Annotated in this window: 17 protein-coding genes, 1 tRNA gene and 2 pseudogenes; 18 read left to right on the plus strand and 2 right to left on the minus strand. The window is 33.4% G+C overall.

The window, feature by feature from the left end; all coding sequences use genetic code 11:
* Window positions 1–96 precede the first annotated feature (96 nt).
* The gene (locus tag BM350_RS15010) at window positions 97–954 is read right to left on the minus strand and encodes an MBL fold metallo-hydrolase (RefSeq protein WP_090911325.1); all 858 of its coding nucleotides are present in this window, start codon (window positions 952–954) and stop codon (window positions 97–99) included.
* 1,341 nt (window positions 955–2,295) lie between these two features.
* Between BM350_RS15010 and BM350_RS27260 the strand changes: the two are divergent.
* The 15 genes and pseudogenes from BM350_RS27260 to BM350_RS15100 all read left to right on the plus strand — a co-directional run.
* Window positions 2,296–2,623: pseudogene (locus BM350_RS27260) on the plus strand (serine hydrolase); the annotation flags it as partial.
* A 94-nt stretch (window positions 2,624–2,717) separates the two neighbouring features.
* A complete protein-coding gene (locus tag BM350_RS15025; RefSeq protein ID WP_090911323.1) occupies window positions 2,718–4,802 on the plus strand; it encodes a serine hydrolase domain-containing protein in 2,085 nt (694 codons plus the stop codon).
* Window positions 4,803–5,089: 287 nt separating this feature from the next.
* Window positions 5,090–5,599 (plus strand): annotated as a pseudogene (locus BM350_RS15030) (GNAT family protein).
* An 89-nt stretch (window positions 5,600–5,688) separates the two neighbouring features.
* Window positions 5,689–6,024, plus strand: a complete 336-nt coding sequence (locus BM350_RS15035; protein ID WP_280141390.1) for an SDR family NAD(P)-dependent oxidoreductase — start codon at window positions 5,689–5,691, stop codon at window positions 6,022–6,024.
* Complete coding sequence (locus BM350_RS15040) at window positions 6,017–6,523, plus strand: ankyrin repeat domain-containing protein (RefSeq protein WP_090911321.1); 507 nt, start codon at window positions 6,017–6,019, stop codon at window positions 6,521–6,523. Before BM350_RS15035 ends, BM350_RS15040 begins: the two co-directional genes overlap by 8 nt.
* A gap of 185 nt (window positions 6,524–6,708) precedes the next feature.
* Window positions 6,709–7,251: a DUF2247 family protein gene (locus BM350_RS15045; RefSeq protein WP_090911319.1), complete on the plus strand. Its 543-nt coding sequence runs from the start codon at window positions 6,709–6,711 to the stop codon at window positions 7,249–7,251.
* Window positions 7,248–7,799 (plus strand): SUKH-4 family immunity protein, encoded by a 552-nt coding sequence (locus BM350_RS15050; RefSeq protein ID WP_090911317.1) that lies wholly within the window; start codon window positions 7,248–7,250, stop codon window positions 7,797–7,799. The genes BM350_RS15045 and BM350_RS15050 overlap by 4 nt, the downstream gene beginning before the upstream one ends.
* A 211-nt stretch (window positions 7,800–8,010) precedes the next feature.
* Window positions 8,011–8,553 (plus strand): RNA 2'-phosphotransferase, encoded by a 543-nt coding sequence (locus BM350_RS15055; protein ID WP_090911315.1) that lies wholly within the window; start codon window positions 8,011–8,013, stop codon window positions 8,551–8,553.
* A gap of 174 nt (window positions 8,554–8,727) precedes the next feature.
* Window positions 8,728–9,516 carry an Imm47 family immunity protein gene (gene imm47 / locus BM350_RS15060; protein ID WP_090911313.1) on the plus strand — a complete coding sequence of 263 codons (789 nt, stop codon included), beginning with the start codon at window positions 8,728–8,730 and terminating at the stop codon, window positions 9,514–9,516.
* A 460-nt stretch (window positions 9,517–9,976) separates the two neighbouring features.
* The gene (locus tag BM350_RS15065; protein ID WP_090911311.1) at window positions 9,977–10,495 is read left to right on the plus strand and encodes a hypothetical protein; all 519 of its coding nucleotides are present in this window, start codon (window positions 9,977–9,979) and stop codon (window positions 10,493–10,495) included.
* Window positions 10,496–10,854: 359 nt separating this feature from the next.
* On the plus strand, window positions 10,855–11,316 hold the full coding sequence (locus BM350_RS15070; protein WP_090911309.1) for a DUF7832 domain-containing protein: 462 nt from the start codon (window positions 10,855–10,857) through the stop codon (window positions 11,314–11,316).
* Between the two features lie 762 nt (window positions 11,317–12,078).
* Window positions 12,079–14,649 carry a type I pullulanase gene (pulA, locus tag BM350_RS15080; RefSeq protein WP_090911308.1) on the plus strand — a complete coding sequence of 857 codons (2,571 nt, stop codon included), beginning with the start codon at window positions 12,079–12,081 and terminating at the stop codon, window positions 14,647–14,649.
* Window positions 14,650–15,099: 450 nt separating this feature from the next.
* Window positions 15,100–15,465, plus strand: a complete 366-nt coding sequence (locus BM350_RS15090; RefSeq protein WP_090911305.1) for a hypothetical protein — start codon at window positions 15,100–15,102, stop codon at window positions 15,463–15,465.
* A 174-nt stretch (window positions 15,466–15,639) separates the two neighbouring features.
* On the plus strand, window positions 15,640–16,125 hold the full coding sequence (locus BM350_RS15095) for an Imm30 family immunity protein (RefSeq protein ID WP_090911303.1): 486 nt from the start codon (window positions 15,640–15,642) through the stop codon (window positions 16,123–16,125).
* Window positions 16,126–16,286: 161 nt separating this feature from the next.
* On the plus strand, window positions 16,287–16,784 hold the full coding sequence (locus tag BM350_RS15100; protein ID WP_090911301.1) for an SMI1/KNR4 family protein: 498 nt from the start codon (window positions 16,287–16,289) through the stop codon (window positions 16,782–16,784).
* Between the two features lie 180 nt (window positions 16,785–16,964).
* Here BM350_RS15100 and BM350_RS15105 read toward each other — a convergent pair whose 3' ends face one another.
* Window positions 16,965–17,921, minus strand: a complete 957-nt coding sequence (locus BM350_RS15105) for a DMT family transporter (protein WP_090911299.1) — start codon at window positions 17,919–17,921, stop codon at window positions 16,965–16,967.
* 411 nt (window positions 17,922–18,332) lie between these two features.
* On the opposite strand from BM350_RS15105, the gene BM350_RS15110 reads away from it, so the two are divergent.
* The 3 genes from BM350_RS15110 to BM350_RS15120 all read left to right on the plus strand — a co-directional run bounded on the left by BM350_RS15110 (window position 18,333) and on the right by BM350_RS15120 (window position 20,492).
* A tRNA-Cys gene (locus BM350_RS15110) sits at window positions 18,333–18,403 on the plus strand.
* Window positions 18,404–18,428: 25 nt separating this feature from the next.
* A complete protein-coding gene (locus BM350_RS15115) occupies window positions 18,429–19,322 on the plus strand; it encodes an LPD16 domain-containing protein (protein WP_090911298.1) in 894 nt (297 codons plus the stop codon).
* Window positions 19,323–19,340: 18 nt separating this feature from the next.
* Complete coding sequence (locus tag BM350_RS15120) at window positions 19,341–20,492, plus strand: cysteine desulfurase family protein (RefSeq protein ID WP_244548009.1); 1,152 nt, start codon at window positions 19,341–19,343, stop codon at window positions 20,490–20,492.
* Window positions 20,493–21,049: the final 557 nt, after the last annotated feature.

The raw sequence follows: 21,049 nt of genomic DNA on the forward strand, positions 1-21,049 counted from the left end.
CCTTTTATAAAACTTTAATTTATTAATGAATAAAATATTTTTATTGTAAATTAAGCAAGAACTTTAGGCTTTTAATGTTTCATATAAGGATTATTGTTAAATATATCTTCCGTAATCAGGAATAGCTACTTTATCAAAATTCTTTACTAAACGATGCAATTTATTTCTTAATTCTTCCCCAAACATAGGTAGACCGTGCCCTGTCACTACAGATTTAGGATTTAACTTCTCAAGTATTTTTATAGACTCCCAGGCGTTCTCCCAATCGGTAGTAAGATATCTTGGTGGACCATTTAATTCTTTTTGTTGAATCAATACTTTATACAATGAATCTTGTCTTACGGTAACAAAAGCATCTCCAGCGATTAAAAAACCGTCCATATTTCGAAACAGAGATATATGTCCAGGAGTATGCCCTGGAGTATGTATCCAACTCCATCCAGGCATATGGGGAACACTACCATCTGGAGGCAACTCATGTATACAGTTACCTAAATCAATGCCTTCATTTGGAAACAAAGGAGAAATTTTCGCTACAAATCCACCCTCCACAGATCCATCTGGATCTGGATAGTCTTTTTCACCATTTAAATAGGGGATTTCTAGCTTATGTGCATAAACTGGAACATCCCATTTTTTTATCAATTCAATTGCAGAACCAACATGATCAAAATGACCATGAGTCAATATAATTGCTTTGGGTGTACTATGTTTACCAAATTTTTCTTCTGCAAAATCTATGATGAGATTCATCGATTTTGGCATTCCCGTATCAATTAGAACCCATTCGTTTGGATTTGTAGAATCACCAACAAAACATACATTAACAATTTTTATACATAAACAATAGATGTTGGATGTAACTTCGATGCTATTTCCATTGCCAAGAGAAGTTAAAGGTAAAATTGTTTCATCTAAATTACTTTTCAATTCTTGATTCAATTTTTCATTCATAAGAGCAAACTCCTTTTTACATTATGCTCTTTAGTATGTAGAATTACTAAAATAATATTACCATTGGGTTCAGCCGCATGCCCATCAACTTAAGAAATTCATTATTCCCCAAAACGAAAAAATGAACTGAATTCTCAAAAATAACTAACTTTAGAGAAGGAAAAACTTTGTTTAGGCGGTACTTCAAAAAACTAGCTTGATAGCGGTGTGGCGATACCCCTAAAGGGGATTTAGTTAAATAAAAATAAGTGATTGTTGTTTTTAGGTCTCGTTCATAATTTGGGTTATTCCATTTAAAGGGCGCGATTGTGGAGCAAAATAGATAGGAAATGATCAAACTTTTTTATAAAAAAATAAACCAACTGAAAGTATTAAGAGCGTGTTTTGATCAATCTGTTTTTTTTTAACACGCTCTTTTTTATGATTGTTTATCAAGGTTATTAGTATTAATTTGGTCAAACTTTATTTTAAAGCAACAGCTTTATCAAGTTACTTTTAAGATTCATTTATATATGAAAGATGATTTTTATTCATCTTGAACGATTTGAATTGGATATAAAATGTTATGAGTTCTATAATTATTTTCGTTGTGTTTGAATTAAAACTTATATTACATAAAAATTCGTTGAGAAACTTCTATAATTGCAGCAATACCGGATAATAATACGAAACCACCTAGGCAGGACATAACAACAACTTGATTGAATAATAAATCTTGATTTTCTTTCATGAGAATTCGCTCCTTTAGCATATTTTTTAGGTTTGATTGGTTATCTACTATTAGTTTATATGGAACCTGATAGTAGAACCATCAATCAAGAGGATAAACTGAGTGAACCCGAACTGTTCTCTACCGTCCATAGACGCTTCCCAGATTTAAAATTGGCGATTGATCCAGATGAGTTGATTTATAACCATAATGGAGTGGTACGTTTCATTGCTAGTATGCCAATGATTTTCTAACCTTTGGTGATATGTTGTTTTTAAATTAGATACAAAGCCTAGCTGAAAAAACAGGGAATCGATGATGCCCTCATTCAGCCTTGTTCTGGACATACAAGTAGGCAATCGCTTGAAGTGTATTCGAAATTAGCTATAACAGAAGCGCAAGAAGAATATAACTAAGTGATTTCTTCCTTTCCTGTGTGAAAAACTTCTGTGTTTCTTTATGATTCATATATTTATTGGGAAATACTTTGAACTTTGAGGCACAGATACTCCTTCTACCCTATTATAGAAGCTATTTTGAACGTAAGGAATTTGTAAGGAATAGGTAAGGAAAAAGAAATTTTCATTGTGTATGATCAAAATATAAATAAGCATGAAAGGTGGAACAGATATATGATTTCTACTGCTGACGACTTAAACAAATTCTTCTCTTACTTACTCAGTGGCAAATGACTGAAGGAACAGCAACTAAAACAAATGGTTACTACAGTTCCTACAGGAAGAAAAGGAATCGATGGATATGGTCTTGCAATCTATGAAATTAAGCTTCCAAACGGTGTCTCGGTATGGGGGACACACGGGTGGTGTTCCAGGGTTTTCTATTCTTACCGGAGGTACACTTGGAGCCAATCATACGTTGGCCATCAATTTGAACAGTTCGGGTAGAGCTAACATTACTAATCCTTTTAAAAATATTTTACTTGCTGAATTTAGCAAGTAGGCAAAGAGGAAAAACGGATAAATTTTGTCATATTTTTTATAGCTAAACAAATAAGTGATGAAATCGATTACTTATCTAAGGAGGCAATTCTCTCATGAAAAATAAACTCTCTGGGGCATTAGCCGCTACATTGGCACTAACGATGACCCTACCAACAGGGGCGATAGCGTCTTCTAGCAGTAAGACTCCGGTTGTAGCTAACCAAGAAGTTGCTAGCCAAGAACTGGAGAAGATTGCGGCAGAGAAGGCTGCGCTACTCACGAAGTCCCATGGTACGACTAGCGTGCAGTATGCGCTAATTGATAATGGAAAACTTATTTTGTCGGGTCAGACAGGCAAGAACGATATGGAAGGGGAACAGCGGCTGACTAAAGATACTATATACGGGGTTGGTTCAGTCAGTAAAGTGTATGCAGCAGCGGCTGTAATGAAATTGGTTGACGAAGAAAAAGTCGATTTGGATGCTCCTGTCGTCCACTATGTTCCTGATTTCAAGATGAAAGACGAGCGGTACAAACGCATTACGCCGCGTATGCTGTTGAACCACTCCTCCGGCTTGCAAGGTTCCACGTTTAGTAATGCATTTTTATTTAACGATAATGATCCCTATGCCCATGATGTCTTGTTGCGGCAATTGTCCAACCAGAGCTTGAAGGCGGATCCTGGCGCGTTCTCGGTATACTGCAACGACGGCTTTACGCTGGCCGAGATTTTGGTGGAAAGAGTCAGCGGTATGAGCTTTACCGAATTTCTACATCAACGGTTTACAGAACCCTTAAAGCTGAATCATACGAAAACGCCGCAGGACAAATGGGAAGACGAAAAGCGGGCTGGACTTTATTTTCCGGCGTACCAAGGGCAGCTTCCCATTGAATCGGTGAATGTGATTGGTTCGGGAGGGATCTCTTCCACGGCAGGAGATATGGTACGATTCTCACAATTATTTATGGGACAGGGAAAAGGGATCCTCTCTGATAAGGCAGTCAAGGCGATGGAGCAAGAGGAATATAAAAAAGGAATGTGGCCGGGGGATGGAGATAATATTTTCAACTATGGTCTTGGCTGGGATAGTGTGAAACTATACCCATTCAGTGAATATGGGATAAAAGGCTTGGCTAAGGGCGGCGACACGGCACTGCAACATGCTATACTGGTCGTGCTTCCGGAACAGAAGATGGCAGCGGCTGTGTTGTCATCCGGCGGCCAAAGCTCTACAAATCAACTGATGGCAACTGAATTGCTGCTCGCCGCGCTCAAAGAGAAGGGCACAATTAAGGACATCAAGCCGAACAAATCCTTTGGCAAGCCGATCAAGGCCAAGATGCCTCAAGACGTGGCGAAGAAAGCGGGTTTTTACGGCAATAGCGAAAGTCATTTCAAAATAGAAATTACAAAGAATGGAGAACTGTTCTTACCATCTAATCGAGAAGAAAAATATGTATATACTGCGAATGGAAGCTTTATTAATGAGAAGGGTACTTCCAAGCTCAACTTCGTCACCGAGAAGAATGGAAGAACTTATTTGAGGGAGAGCACATATAAATCGACGCCAGGCTTAGGGCAAGATGTGATGACTCACTATTTAGCCGAGAAACTAGAAGACAACGTGCTATCGAAGAAAACCGCTGCCACATGGGCGAAGCGGGAAGGCGTCAAGTTCTATCTCGTGAACGAGAAATTTAGTTCTATTGAATATCTCGTTCAACCGAAACTTCTTACCAAACAAATTACTCGCAAGGAAGGCCTGGCGGGCTATTGGGACGGCAGAAAAATTACAGGCCCGAACACCGCGGCGCATCAGCTCCAGATTCCTGTGATGAACGGCCGTGATACGACGGAAACGCATTTCTATACAGAAGGCGACAATGAATATATGGAGATGACCGGATTGTTATACGTAAGTGGATCCAACGTAAAACCGCTTGATGCAGGCCAATCATCCAAAGTTACGCTGCAAGCAAATGGGCATGCGAAATGGTTTACGATTCCGCAAGCGGCAGCAGGGAAAACGATGACCGTGGCGTTGTCATCGAAGAGTTCGTTCGCGGTGTATGATGAGAAGGGAGTATGCGTCAATTTTACCGTTGTGAGCGGCAATAACAAAGTAAAACTGCCGAATAACGGAACGGTTGTATTTGCTGGCGCGCCGAATTCGGAATTTGCAATCACGTTGAACTAGCTACAATTCAAGATGAACTTCAACAAAACCAGTACGACACAGAAAAGGTGTTTTGCTGGTTTTGTTTGTATTTACGCATTATCTTTACGAAGAGGCTTTCCACGAATAATATCACGCTCAAACTATGCAAGAACAGCTAGCATACCAGTTTTCAGGTGAAGTAAATTATTCGATTTATAATTCATTGCAACATTGACAATTATACGAGAAATAGTTGGCACGTTATTTCATCTCCTCTCTATAAGATTTTCTATAAAATTAATATCTAAAAGAAAGGTGAATTTAATATGAAGCTTGAAACTAATAGATTGTTGTTAAAAGCTCTTGATCTTAATCTAATCGAGGTTGCAACCCAGCGTGATATACAGGCAATCGAAGCAATGGGATACAAAACCAACGGGGAATGGCCAGGCGCTGACTTTTTTGAAGCTTTGCCTTACTTTCGAGCACTTTTGATTAAAAATAATGGAACTAAAAGATTTGACTCCTGGATTATTGTGGAGAAAGGTACTAAAGAAATAGTTGGCGGTATTGGTTTTTTTGGTGATCCCGATTCGGGCGGTATGATTGAAATGGGCTTTGCTACTAATGAAAGCCAACGCCGTAAAGGTTATTGTTTTGAAGCTGCCTAAAAATTATTAAACTGGCCCTCGAACCAGGATGAGGTCAAATGTATTACTGCTAGATGTGAACGGGACAACATCAATTCTAACAATGTTTTAGAGAAGTTAGGATTCCAAATTACTTACAGAGATACAGAACTAATTTATTGGAAATATAGCAATGGACAACTATAGGGAAATTTGTCCATTATTATATCCTGTTTATATAACCATAAAAATTTACCTTATACCTTTACTAGGAGACATATAAAATAAAAGTATTAATAACTGGGGAAAATCGAGGTCTTGGTTTTGAGTTAGCCAACATATTTTCTAACAATGGGCATATTATTTTCCCAGTTGTTAGAAAGCAGCAAGAACTTCAGAAGCTTACGCATATATTTCCAGACCGCTGCTATCCAATTTTAGCAGATTTAAACGATGATAAGAGTGTAGAGAAAATCCAAACTTCTCTTAACAAATATACAGGTTGTATCGATTTAGTCATTAATAATGCTATTCAAAATAATAAATTCAATGTAGACGAACTTTCTGGAATTAGTAAAAATGAGCAGCTAGTAGAAGATAAATTGAAATTAAGGAGGGTTTGTATTGGGTAAAAAAAGTATAAACAAAGCAATAGGGAATGCAATTAAACTTGGTGATATTAATGAGGTGAAACAATTAATAGGAAATGATACAGAAACCTTGAATACTATGACTCCGTTTGGTACATGGTTGCATGTAGCAGCAAAGAATGGACACCTTGAAATAGTAAAGTATCTAATTGAAAAAGGTATAGATATTGATGCTAGAGGTGGTACATTTAATGCTTCTGCATTAAATTTGGCAGCAGGAGCAGGGCATTTCGGAATAGTAAAGTATCTAATAGAAGTTGGCACAGAATTAGATGTGAGCTTAGCAAAAAGAAACCCACTATTTGGAGCGATTTACGGCGGGCATAAAGAAGTAGTCGAATTTCTAGTTGAAAAAGGTATAGATATTTCAATTAGGTATACTGGTGAAAAGATTAACAAGATAGGTGCCTATGAATATGCTAGAGAATTTGGACAAACAGAAATTGCTGAATATCTAAAGGGAAAATTAGAAGAAAAGTAGTACTAGTTATTAGTTCTCAGTTGAAACATGGGGACATTCTAAAGTAAAGGGTAAAAATATTTCACATAATGAAGTACTACAGTTATAAAGATTTATGAATTACAGAGAGAATAACAACAGTTAAATCTTAATAGGAAAATTACAGGTTCTTCTAATCAAAATCCAAAAGGTCAAAGGTGAATATAATGGATTATTCTATAGATATTTTAAAGCAAAGCAAAATAAAATATGACTGGAAAACAATATATGTAGGTTTAGAGCTTAGTATAATTAAAAATAACGACATAACTAATTATGCCGTGGAATTTTTATCTACTCATCAAGAATGTAATAATCCGTTCATTATAGAACTTGCTTGGGGAAAAAATGATATTGAATATCGGAGAATACTGAAGAACATATTGGAAGAGCTAAATGGTGAAGAACTATTAAAGGATTCCGGTTTATGGAAATTCGAAAAAAGAAAATGGAGGTTTAGTATTCTGAAACATTTTAAAGTAATGCATCAAGATGAACCTAAAGAATTATTAAATAAAATTGTTGAAGTATTTGCTGACTTTGACTATCCAGAAGATATGGAAAGGCTTATTAATTATATGCCTTCTAAAGACGGCTATAACCCATTGCTATACTCCGAAGAAGAAAATATAGTAAGATTAATCAGTTTTTTTAATGACTTTTTACATAAAGAACAACAATACTTACAAAACAGAAAGGTGAAAAGATGATTTTACCAGAGGAGTTTAATGAGAAATGGGATGTAAGCAAAAATGGTCCGCTAATAAAATTTAATTATGAGCATTTAGTGGACACAGATTTTTCTGATGAAGTAAAGAGATTTTTGTCTATAGGAGGATTACCTGAAAATCCTGCACCATATTTAGAATTTATTTCTTCACAAGCGTTATTAAAATCTATTACAAGTATACTCAATATACCAGAAGAATTTCAAAAATATTGGTTTTTGGGATCGACAGGTTCTGGAGATCCAATATGTATAATTGAGAAAAAAGAAAATGTAATGTTTCTTAATAATAGTGATGGTTATAAAGAAGAATTTATAAATTCTTCTTTAAGTCAATTTGCAGAATGTTTATTAGTATATTCAAGAATGATTGACAAGGCAATACAAACAAATGGTGAGGATGCCTTTATTAATAATGATATACCACAATCTGTGATTAATTGGTTAAGAGAAGAGTTAGAAAGAATTGACCCTAAGTGTATGGAAAAGGGATGTTTTTGGTTTACTGAGATTGGAAATTTATATGAATAATTGATAAGTACATTATTTTAGGGAGGTTATTGTTTTTAAAGGTTTTTAAGTTGTAAGGTTGAAAATTCCGAATGGTTAGATAAGATTGGAGATTTAAATCTAGAAGAATTAGATTTTTGGGATTTGCATCATTTTGCAATCTTCCTTGAAAATAGCAAAATGTATGCATTTATAGCTGAATAAGTAGAGGTTTTGGTAGGAGGGAAAATGTATGAATTACCAAAAAATGAGCAAAGAAATTTCTTATGCGCTTCGTCATGCTCCATGGAAGTATGAATTAGAATTAGATGACGAAGGATGGGTGCCAGTTAATCAGTTATTAACTGCATTGCATCAATCAAAAGAATGGGAAAATATTACACAAGAAGATATAGAAAAAATGATTTTAATATCAGAAAAAAAGCGGCACGAATTATCAAATGGAAAAATTAGAGCTTTATATGGTCATTCTGTTCCAATGAAGATTATTAAGAAGAAAGCTATACCGCCTAGAAAACTATATCATGGAACTTCACCAAAATTTATGGAGTCCATTAGCGAATCTGGTTTGTTACCAATGTCCAGGCAATATGTTCATCTTTCAGAAGATATAGAGACAGCTAAACTAGTTGGTAAACGAAAAACCTCTGTTCCTGTTATCTTAATAATTGATACAGAAGAAGCTCAAAAAAAGGGAATTAAATTTTATCTAGGAAATGAAAAGGTATGGCTTGCAGATTCTATTCCAATAGAATGTATATCGATTAAGAAATGAATGGTTTTTGAAATGTTATTTTGCTAGATTCTGAGGATGAAGAAAGAAAATTTTAAAAGAACAAGCTAAAAAGCTAATGAAAACAGTGGACATGTTAAGTAGAAAGTGATTAAATTGCTATTTTGTGAGTTCATCGGGGACTGATAAAAAACATGCTTAATAAGGAGAGGGATTATGAATTTAGAGAATATGGTGAAAGATATTTGGTATGGAGAAATTCCTAATGATACAATTCAAACCCTTAAATCTCAGCTTAAGAATGCTACAACTGAGGAAGAATGCTTTCGCCTTATTAATGAATTGTTAAAATTAGGTGATTTTTCTGTAAAGGAATTGCTAGTACAACTAATGAATAGTACCCAAGATGAGGTTATTCTCAATTTATGTACAAGACTTTTTTGCTCGATAGCTACTCACGATGACCTATTAGATACTAATAAATTGAAATTTCTTTCAAATGCTTCTGAAGATAGCGTTCATACTTTTGTAGCAAGTGCAGGAGACACTCTTTCATATAATGTGATTCCATACCTTCTCGCTTTATTAGAAGAATGGGAAGATACTTTTGTTGAGAAGGCAATCAGAAATACACTGACATTAATGCTTGGAGTTAGTGATGACTATTATGAATTATCAATAGAAGAATTTGGAGAAATATATTCGGAGTCCATTAAAAATAATGATATCACTAAATATTACTATCATAATAATTTGTCATTTCCAGGGAATTTGGTGAAGGAATTAATTCCGAGGGTAATGATTTCTTTAAGAGAAAAAACCGCGTTTAATGTGATTACAATCCCGTCTATTTTATCCATTTGGAGTGGGGTTAAATGCCCTGTTCAGTATGGTATGGTAATAGATGATCAAAAATATAGAGAATTGATATCATATATTGATGAATTAACAAACAGAGAATGGAAAGTTGGAGAAAAGTATTTTTACGGTCATTTAGTAGTATAAAGTTGACATGCAAAAATAAATACTAATAGAAACTAGAATTGAATAGAAATTTGATTGAAAATCTGTTTTGACAACAAATTAAAGTCGAACTTTATGATTATTCATTTTAATTTTGTATAAATGGATTTGAATTAATGGAATCGGTTTTACGTAGATGGACAGGTATGATAGATGTGTGAGGCATATCCTTTCTTTCTAAGAATTGTTAGATTTGTGCAGTAACTTATCTATTTCAGAGAAGGATGAATATGTATCTTTGAAAGATGAATTAATTGCAGAGCACAAAACTTGGTTTAAACAGTTAGTCGAACATGAACTTGAAGGAGCTAGATTGATACAGAGTGATTTGCCTTAAAGATGTAAAGGCGATTGAAGATGGTCCCCCCTGAAGCACACGATTTAGCTCCAGAGCCTTCAGGAGATCTTCCAGATTTTATTTTAGATATAGGATGGTAATTTTGTGACACAATTTGAAAATGCAATTCAAAGAATAAAAGACATAAATTGGGATGATGTAAAGAAGAGTCAACCATCATTTGAATTATTGATTTCAGAATTTATTAGAAGGGGTAATATTTTCAGGGATATATATAGTCCAGAAAATAAGTATCGTTTAGCAATTTTTAGTGCAGCTGAGACTATAAACGCTGAGATTCAAATGGATATTGAGGGTATTGTTAATGACCTGAATTTACTAAGATATGGTTGGACCGCTAGATATCTATGTAAGAGTTTTTTAGAATGGTCATATCTGATTAGTTCAAATAATAAAATTGCTATGCAATTTGAGGATCTGTATGAACCAATAATCATGCTATATGAAAGAGGTGGTAGGATAAACTATCATCAAAATGAACTACTTTGCGGAAAATATGCTTGGCTACGTAATTGTTACGGTTTTCCGGAAAAGGGTAGTATTAAAGAACTTAAGCATGAAGAATTAGATAAAATAGATAATAAAGGTAATGTTAATACTTGAATTTAGAAGAAATCATCTTATACAAGAAGTCTTTTACTTAATCAATTACGAACAAGAGAACAAATTGAAACTGCTGTAAAAAAATTCTTAGTGGAAGAATAAAACTTAAAACTCGATTCCTTAGCATATAAGAACTTCCTCATAATATGAACAGAAATCTGTCGAGTTTACTATCGAGAATATAGAGATTTCAGGGGAAGTATATATTCTTTCTGGTGAGAGCTGTGATGCTTATTTTGATGCTACAGGATTCAAATATAGATAGGAGATAAATATACAAATTAAATAAAAATAGATTCATTGTATATGAGATTTTTATAATAGTTGCATTGTTTTATTTTCAATAGTATGTAAAATGAATGAGATATGAAAAGGAGCTGGACGTCGTGATTTATGATAAGGCAAAGTACCACTATAATGGTGATTTTCCGGAGGATTTGCCAATTGAACAAGCATATGTACATACTGGTATGTTTCTTGGGTGGATCATTGAAAATAATTTATTTAGTAAGGAATTTGAAGAAAAGTCTCGAGATGATATTAATAAGTTTAAGCTTAGACAAATTACTGGTACGCAAATCTATATGAAGTGGGGTGGTGTGTTTGCAGACGACATGTTAAATGATGAGGGTAATCAATTTGCAATGTATTACTTTAATAATGATAATGATTGGAAGTATCTATATGATTATAGAGATGTTTTTATAGATGCAGGCGAAACACTTTATCATGTACAAGATACTTGGGAAAACTATTTTGAATTAAAAGAAGAGGTTGATTATAGCTATCTGAACTGGAAAAACAACATACAGAAACTGTAACAGATCTCAATAATTGTGCTTTTAGCCGTGCTATCAATGGGAAAAATAACAATTTTTTTGAAACTATGTTTGAAATCTATAAAGCAGGTGGCTTCCCTTGTGGCTGGAATGGTGAGTATCCTGGTGATGGAAGAATCATCGCTTATTTTGAAAAGAGATAGTTAATACAAGCGAGTTATAAAGAAAGAGGATTCAATACATGAATCTTGTAAAATAAAGTAATCCCAAGCTCTCCTAAATACGTGAATGTATTTAGGGGAGTTCTTATTATGTAAAGTGGGAGAATTTTATTAGGTGTTGAAGCTACAATGAAGTTTCAAAATCAAAATATATCCATGATTTCTCTCTTCAATGATTTACAACTTTAAATGTTAACAAAATTTGAAATATGTGCACAGAATAAAAACAGATAATTAATAATATATTGACCTCTTTATAGTTAGTACTATAAAATTGAAAGCGATAACAAACGGTTTCCTAAAAAGGTTTTCTATGATCTTTTAATATTTAGAGATATAACAAGGAATAAGTAATTCTTTTTTTTGAGATTTAATGCAAACGTTTTCGTAAACCTTTGTTATTTCTTTTTATGTTTGATTTTCCTATTAAAAGATCATTGAAATAAATACGAATACATTCAATATGGAGGTGTTATAAAAGAGATTTTTAGATTAACTTAACCAGTGTTACTTAGTTAGTAACATATAGTTTTGAAATGAACATAATCAATTATTCGTAATATTTTAAGAAAGGGTGAATAAAGTGCAATTTACAAAAAAATTAATAAACAAGACGATGTTATTACTTACTGTAATTGTCATGCTATTATCTGGTTTTTCTTTTCAAAATGTAAAGGCAGATTCAAATACGAAAACAACTGAAATTATCATTCATTATAAGGAGAAGTCTGGAAATACAAAAGATTGGAATCTTTGGATGTGGGCCGAGAATGGGAATGGTAAATCCTATGAATTCACTGGGGAAGATGAGTTTGGTAAGTATGCTAAGGTGAAAATGGATGGTGATTATAATCGTATAGGATTTATAGTTCGTACGAATGAATGGGAAAAAGATGGTAGTGATCGTTGGATTGAAAATATTAAAGACGGCCGTGCTGAAGTATGGGTCCTTTCGGGCGATGATAAAGTATACTATGCTAAGCCTTCTTCTGAACTTTCTATTCAGAAGGCCACCATTGATGGCTTCAATGAAATCACTATAACTACGAATGTTCCATTCAATATTAAGGAGCAAAAAATTGAAATTGAGGGCGTTAACATTGAGAAAGTTAGTCCTTATGACACAAATGATGGAGATATTACCAATAAGGTTAAAATAATTACAGAAAAGAATCTTGATTTAAAGAAAACATACAAAATCAAAATGGAAAATTACGTTGAAGCTAATACTGAGATTGGGAAAGTAATTCGTAGCGAGGAATTTGATCATTTATTTTATTATGATGGTAATGATTTAGGGAATATATATACGCCATGGGAAACAAAGTTCCGTTTGTGGGCTCCTACTGCAAGTGAGGCAAAGTTAGTTTCTTACAAAAAATGGAATGATGAAAAAGGTACTGAAATAAACATGGAACAAGGTGAAAAAGGAACTTGGATGGCAAAGCTTAAAGGCGATCAAAAAGGCCTTTTTTATACATATAAGGTGAAGATTGGTGATACATGGACTGAGGCCGTTGATCCATATGTACGTGCTGCTTCTGTGAATGGTGATAAAGGAGCAGTCGTTGATTTAAAAGAAACAAATCCAAAAAATTGGAAGGTTAATAAAAAACCGAAATTTAAAAATCCAGAAGATGCAATTATTTATGAGTTGCAAGTACGTGATCTTTCTATTCAACCTGAAAGTGGTATTAAACATAAAGGAAAATATCTTGGTGTAGCAGAAAAAGGGACAAGAGGACCTGAAGGTGTAAAAACAGGTCTTGATCATATTAAGGATCTTGGTGTTACTCACGTTCAGTTTTTACCAATATTTGATTATGCTTCAGTAAATGAAGAAAATTTAAATGAACCACAATATAACTGGGGATATGATCCGAAAAATTACAATGTACCAGAAGGCTCGTATTCTACAAATCCTTATGAGCCGACTGTTCGAATTATTGAATTAAAGCAGATGATTCAAACACTTCATGATAATAATCTTCGTGTTGTGATGGACGTGGTATATAATCATATGTACAATGCGGCTGAATCCAATTTCCACAAGTTAGTTCCAGGTTATTATTATCGTTACAACGAGGATGGTTCACTCGCAAATGGAACTGGTGTAGGAAATGATACGGCTTCTGAACGAAAGATGATGAGGAAATTTATGGTGGATTCCGTCGCGTATTGGGCAAAAGAGTATAATTTAGATGGATTCCGTTTCGATTTGATGGGTATTCATGATTTTGAAACAATGAATGCGATACGTAAAACCGTTAATAAAATTGATCCTTCTATTATTCTTCATGGAGAAGGATGGGATTTAAATACCCCTCTTGCACCTGAGTTGAAGGCAAATCAAAAAAATGCGGAGAAAATGAAAGGAATCGCTCATTTTAATGACGATATTCGTGATGGATTGAAAGGCAGCGTATTTGGGGATACGGATAATGGTTTTGTGAACGGAAAACAAAACATGGAAGAACGCATTAAAAAAGGAATTACGGCTGGTATTGATTATGATAAAAAAATGGCTACTTATCAGGATCCTGAGCAGGTTCTGACATATGTTGAAGCACATGACAACCATACATTATGGGATAAGCTTGCGTTGACGAATCCTGGCGACAGCGAAGAAGTACGTAAACAAATGCACAAGTTGTCTTCTTCCATCATCTTAACATCGCAAGGGATTCCATTCTTGCATGCAGGCCAAGAGTTCATGCGTACAAAATATGGTGATCATAATAGCTACAAATCTCCTGATTCTATTAACCAGATGGATTGGGTGCGCCGCGTGGCATTTGATAAAGAAGTAGATTATATGAAAGGCTTAATAGAGTTGCGTAACAACCATCCAGCTTTTCGTATGACATCTGCTGAACAAATAAAAAAACATATAACGTTCATTGATTCTCCCAAAAATGTTGTAGCTTATACAATAGATGGCAAAGCAAATGGTAATAAAAACGAATACTTTGTTGTAGCTCACAATGCGAATAGAGAAGCCGTGGAAATTACTCTTCCATCAAAAGGTCCTTGGAAAGTGCTAGTAGATGGTGAACATGCAGGAAATAAAGTGCTTTATGTTTTCCATGATAATAAGATTAAGGTTCCCGCATTAAGTTCATTTGTTTTAAAAACAGAGAAACCTATTAAATAAGAATAGATGTAACTACTTAGTCACTCTATGAAAAACCGATAGAAAAGCATTTTTTTAAGTGGTCAGGGAGGGACTGGCTATGTATAGTAGCGGTCAGTGCCTTTTCCTGCCACGCGCAAAGCTTGAAAACAAAGAAAGGCAGCGAGGTATAGATCCATTTTTATCTTCATGGCAGCAATGATAGGTAAGCTTATTTTCGCTGGAATTATACTCCTTACCAAACTTCTAAATGAAATGTATGGCTGAGTAGTTACGAATAGATTATATAAAAGGAAATCTTGCTTGAAAAATCCACTAACCATATCGGAGTGCCGCAGGCTTCTTGTTATAGACTATAAATATGATAATATGTATATTGTGGAAAAAAGATGAAGAATTGTAGGAAATATACTAGACTGAAAAGTGAGAAGTCTTTTATTGGACGAACAAAAGTTTAAGGGGAGTTTAAAAATGGCTATAAAAGTAATAAGGGCAACAGGTATGATGGGGATGGCTACAAGAGTAGCTTTAAAGGTGGATAATGAAGTTGTGATGAAATTAGAAAATAATGAGGAGTACACGCTCCCTTCTGATGTAAAAGAAGCGAAGATAAAAGTAAATCAATTGTTTTTCGGAAGTAAAGAAAAGCAAGTGAAAAGCGGCGATATAGTCGAAATTAAGATTAATGGTATAGCCATGCTATTGTATATAGTAACGTTAATAGGAGTAGTATATGGTTCCATGATTGATCGTAGTGTTATTTTGTTTGCTTTTATCGTAAGTTTGGTAACGTTGGTGTATTCAATAAAAAATTGGTTCAAGTTAGAAGTTAAATAACAGAAAACAGCAGAGATTTTAAAAACTCTGCTGTTTTTTTACATAATAATTGTTTAAATCATGTTACATATCCCCTAGTGAGTATCAATGAAATGTAGAAAATGAATTGAGGATTCAGTAGAACAAGATTGAATAGTTGGAAATAACGCTGCGGATAAAATCGGGAGGTACATTATGAATTATAAAGAACAACTTGCTATTTTATATAAGATGCGCTTTATGGAAAATGAAGGTGATGATATTGAAAAATTTGAAGAAATATTAAATGAATTATCAGTTCATGCAGAAAATGAGGTAATTCCAGAACTTTGTAAAATATTTGAAGACGATGTAGCGGAACCTTCTGCAGACGATTATGTAATTGAAACGATTTTTTCTATTGCAAGCCGGAATGGATTAGAAGATGGACTTGTACAGTTAGCGAGTGGAATACCAAATATGTTACCTCAGGCAGAATTTTGGGCTGATAGAATTCATCGAACGCTTTTACATTCAGAAGAGTTGATTTCGCCATACATTAAAGCATTACAACAGGTTGATAAGCATACAAAACAAATAGTGAAAGCTATTTTATGTAATGTAAAGAGTGAGATGCCGGAGTTATATGCGGAAAAGGCTGATTTTATATTAAATCATTCCGTTATCAATGAAGTAAATTGAAACTTTAGAAAAGAAATTGAGTGACAGTGTTACAATCATTTTTCTAGATTCCACATGATTTAGGAAGGGAATCAAAGAAAACAGTTTTACTAAAAAACATTCAATGCCGTAAAAGTGCACTCAAATTTGCTAATACGAATATCACTTTAGGAGTTATAGATATGAAAGAAATGAGTCAACTTATTGCACAAATAGAGTCTTTATCTGATTGTCGTGTCCTTGAGCCTGCAGGAATACCGATAATTGACGAGAAGAAGCATATCCTACCTGAGGAGGTAAAGGAATTTTACAGTCTTTGCGGAGGAATGGTTTTGTTTGAGAATGAGAAGTATCCGGTTTATATTGTCTCTCCACAAGAATTTATTTTAGCAAATCCGGTAATAATAGGTGAGCTGTGTGAAGATGATATGACTTCAAATTGGTATATTATATGTAATGATGGACAAGAAGAATACGTAACAATTGATTTGCATCAAAATAGATTAGGGAAATGTTATGACAGCTTCTTTGATCGTCATGGAATTGTAGGGGAATCACAAATCATTGCAACATCGTTTACAGATTTACTTGAAAGACTTATACATAATAAGGGGAAGTATTGGTATTGGCTGCAGAGTGATTTTGTATCACTCGGGGATGCTTATGATGGACTTATATAATCATTTGTAAAAGGGAAATCTTTATTATTTGTAAACGATGTGTAAATAATTTATAAATACTCATAAGTTTATATTCAAAATTAACTATATTTTTAAGTAATGTTCAGCAAACCGTATGAGAGAGAACCTCTCATACGGTTTGCTATTTTACTATTTTTCATTATCTATTTGCATTCAAACTCACGTATCAGAACTTATATTTTCGTTTCTACTTTTTTGAAATCTTTCATTATTTGTAACTGTACTTTCACTTGAAGAGTTCGTAATAACAAAAATCCCCCCCATAACCAATAGCATACCGAAAATATGATACCAGAAAAGAGGTTCATGTAAGATAAGGGCTGATAAAACGACGGTGCTTATCGGCATTAAAGCAGTAAATACTGCTGCGGTTCCCGCTGATACTACTTCTAATCCTTGATTCATCAATAGAACTGCTAGCACAGTAATTACAACGCCTGTATATAGTACTAGCAACCATATTAATGGAGAGACAGTAAAAAAGTTAAAATGTAAGGATTGATAAATTGCCAAAGGCAAAAATAATACGGCACCTGTTAAACTCATAATTGTCGTCATTGTTAAAGGTCTTAAAGGTGTGGAAATTAATTTTCCAAAGGAAAAGAAAACTGCTTCTCCAATAACAGCGCAAAAGATTAGTATATTTCCTATTAATGAATGTGAGTTCTCATTAAAATTTAAAAGTTGACCAAAAACATTAATAGATAATGTACCTAAAATGGTTAAAAAAATTCCTCCTATTTTATGAATCCCTAGTTTTTCTTTTAGAAAAAAATAAGAGATTAAAGCCATTATTGCAGGTGTACAACTCATAATAATGCCGCTGTCTAAAGCTGTTGTTTTTTTTAATCCATATAATGTGCATATGCTAAATAGGAACACACCTATAAAACTTTGAAGAAAAAATATAACGTAATCCTTTTTTATGAGTTTCGGCATTTTTTCCCCTTTATATAAAAATAAAGGAAGTAGTATGAGGCAAGCAAGTAATAATCTAAGCTCAGAAGCAATAAATACAGGAAGCTCTTTAATAATGAACTTATTAACAATCACAAAGCTTCCAATTGCAACCATTGCAAATGAAATTTGAATGTAAGCAAGTGTTTGTTTAGACATAAGGAGTTCCTTTCTTAATAAATTTTCCCTATTAAGTAGTTTTATTTGTAATTATAGTGTTAGGTGATTTTGGAAAACCAAAAATTTCTAAAAATAACCATAGCATAATAGAGCTTATATTTGCAAAATAAAAAATCGATTATTATTTGAGAAATTTATCCAGAGTAATTACTCATAAAACAGAAAAAAATGTTATATGGTTATGTTTTTTTAAAAATCACTATTTTGAAATGATATGTATATCCCTTTGTTTTATTTGAATGCTTATATTTTCAATAGATTTTCTAGGTATTTGCTTTAATATTGAGAAAAATAATTATATTCTAAATATTATTGACACTTCTTTTTGCTAATAATACCATTAACAACGTAATAAGTAATCTTCAAATTGGCAGCTAAACTTTATGTAATGGCAGTGTAGCCAAGTGGTAAGGCATAGGTCTGCAAAACCTAATTCCTTGGTTCAAATCCAAGCACTGCCTCTATTCATTTTAAGGGGGATAACATATGTCGAATTCAATCAATGTAAAAAAGAAAGGAATTCATCAATTAGTTGCATCAGAAGAAGAAATGATCAAATTAATTAGTGAAGAGTTAAAAAATACTACTCAAGAAAAATTAGCAATTATGTCAGGACATTTTATGCTTTTTTTTAATGAAGAAACGAATAACTTAACTCCTGGAATTATCGAAGAGCAGAAAACAGGCATAATGAAAGAGCGGATTTCACGTAGAGTAGGTATATTCCCTATGTATACTTGGGATATTGGAATTCAGTTAGGTGAGCAATTTTATGAACAATTTAAAGATATTAAATTCCTGTTATTAATTAATGATTGGCAATATGTCCCTTCTACAAATGCAAGTGTTAGCGACCTTCGTAAAGAATTTTACGAAAGATATACAGAAATTCCAGAAGCTTACGTTACAAGTTTAGAAAAGAGTAAGTACTTTAATCAACAAAGTATTTTGTCTAGCCGAAAAAATCCAATCTTTTTTCCGGAAACTTGGCTTAAATATAGATTTCAAAAAAGCGCTAGTAAGCTAGTGAAAGATGGAAAATTAGAAAAAAGAATGTTAAATGATCGAGACAATCAATCTGAAGTATCGTTTTTAGATGAAGATGGAAATTATAAAACATTAATTAGTTGCGGTATAACTGGATGTGCAGGAGAAATTACAGAAATGATTGCTGAGGTATATAAGGCGGGTTATAGAGCATTATTATTATTTGCGCCTGGGGAGTGTTACCAGCCAGTACGTACAGGGATTGAAATTGCTCTTAATCTATATAATCTAACAGGCATGAAAGTTATCGTTGCAGATCCAGGAGGAAGCGGTGAAATGTCCAAGGAAGAAATCTATGAAAAGCCTATTAATTTTTCTGTGTTTTCTTCTTAATAAAGGAGGACAATGTTTATGAGACAAGTGTACTTAGATTATGCTGCTACCACTCCGTGTCATAATAAAGTGGTCGAAGTGGTGGAGAAGTACATGAAAACAGAATTTGCAAATCCATCGTCTCAGCATGTGATGGGAAAAAAAGCACAGTATGCAGTTGAGCAAGCAAAAAGTAAAATTGGTATTTCTATTGGTGCTGATAAAGAAGAAATAATATTTACTTCAGGTGCAACAGAAAGTAATAATTTGGCATTATTGGGAGCCGTTGATTATTATGAAAAAGAACCGGTAAATGTAATTCTCTCTCCTATAGATCATAAATCGATTCTAGGGGCCGGCAAAGAGTTACAAAGAAGAGGGATTATCGTAAAATATGTGGATATTAATCGTGATGGAACTATTTGTTTAGATTCATTGCGATACTTGTTAGATGATAATACAAGGGTTGTTAGTTTTGCATATGTTAATTCTGAAGTTGGGACAATTCAGCCTATCAATGAAATCTCTGCTCTATGCAGAAAGTATCAAACATTGATACATGTAGATGCTGTTCAAGCTTTCGGAAAAATACCAATTGATGTAAAAAAATTAGATATCGATGCTTTATCATTATCGGGACATAAAATTTATGGACCAAAAGGCATAGGCGTTTTATATGTAAATCAACACAAACAGAAAGATTTCCGGCCTTTACTATTTGGTGGTGAACAAACATATTTACGCAGTGGGACATTACCGACTTCACTAATAGCTGGTATGGGAGTAGCAAGTGATATTGCTGTATTAGAACTAGAAGAAAATTATGAAAAGGTAAAGAGATTAAGAACAATTGTTGTAAAACGAATTCAACAAGAAATACCTCATTCTTGCGTAAATGTATGCATGGAAAATAGTATACCTCATATTATAAATATAATGGTTCCAAACATTAGTTCAGAAACACTTATAGCAGGTATGAGAACTGTTTCTATCTCTTCAGGATCTGCTTGTAACTCAAGTAGTTTAGAACCGTCATATGTTTTACAAGAGATTGGATTAACAAAAGAAGAAGCAAATAGTTCTATTCGTATATCAATTAGTCCATATTTAAGTGAAGAAGAAGTCTTGTATGCTGTTGATGAGATTGTAGCGAAAATTAAAGATATTTATTGTGTACAACAAGGATTTTAATAATACTATCAATCATGTTGTACAAACAATCTTTTGTCTTTCCAAATGGGCATGTTTATGCCCATTTTTTCACATATCCTGATTGAAGCCAAGTATACATGAAATTGGTGTTCCATTTGAAAAGATTGTAAAAACAAATAAGCAGAGTATGAAAGAAGTAGAATATATTTTGGAACAAAAAATACCCAATTGTATTTAGTTTGTCTTTCTATATACTTAATTACCATATTAAGGGTTAAGAGTATTAAAATTACAAATTTTACTTTAAATTCGTTCCTATACCAACATATATCTTTATCTCCTGATTATTATCTAATAATTGCTTTACACTATTCAATGCTTTTTCAATTCATTTATTTTTGAAAATATGATATATCCCTCCTAAAAAATTCTTGATTGTGTAGGTGTTTCGTTAAAAAATATTTTAGGCTATAGAAAAAAGTATTAAACTGTTAAAAAATAGTTGTAGACTGAAATGGTGTTTTCTGTACATGAGAGCACCTTATGTTAACAGAAAACCAATGTATCACAAAAAATGAAAAGTCTCTTCAGAAGAT

The organism is Bacillus sp. 103mf, from assembly GCF_900116295.1.
Taxonomy (GTDB): Bacteria; Bacillota; Bacilli; order Bacillales; family Bacillaceae_G; genus Bacillus_A; species Bacillus_A bruguierae.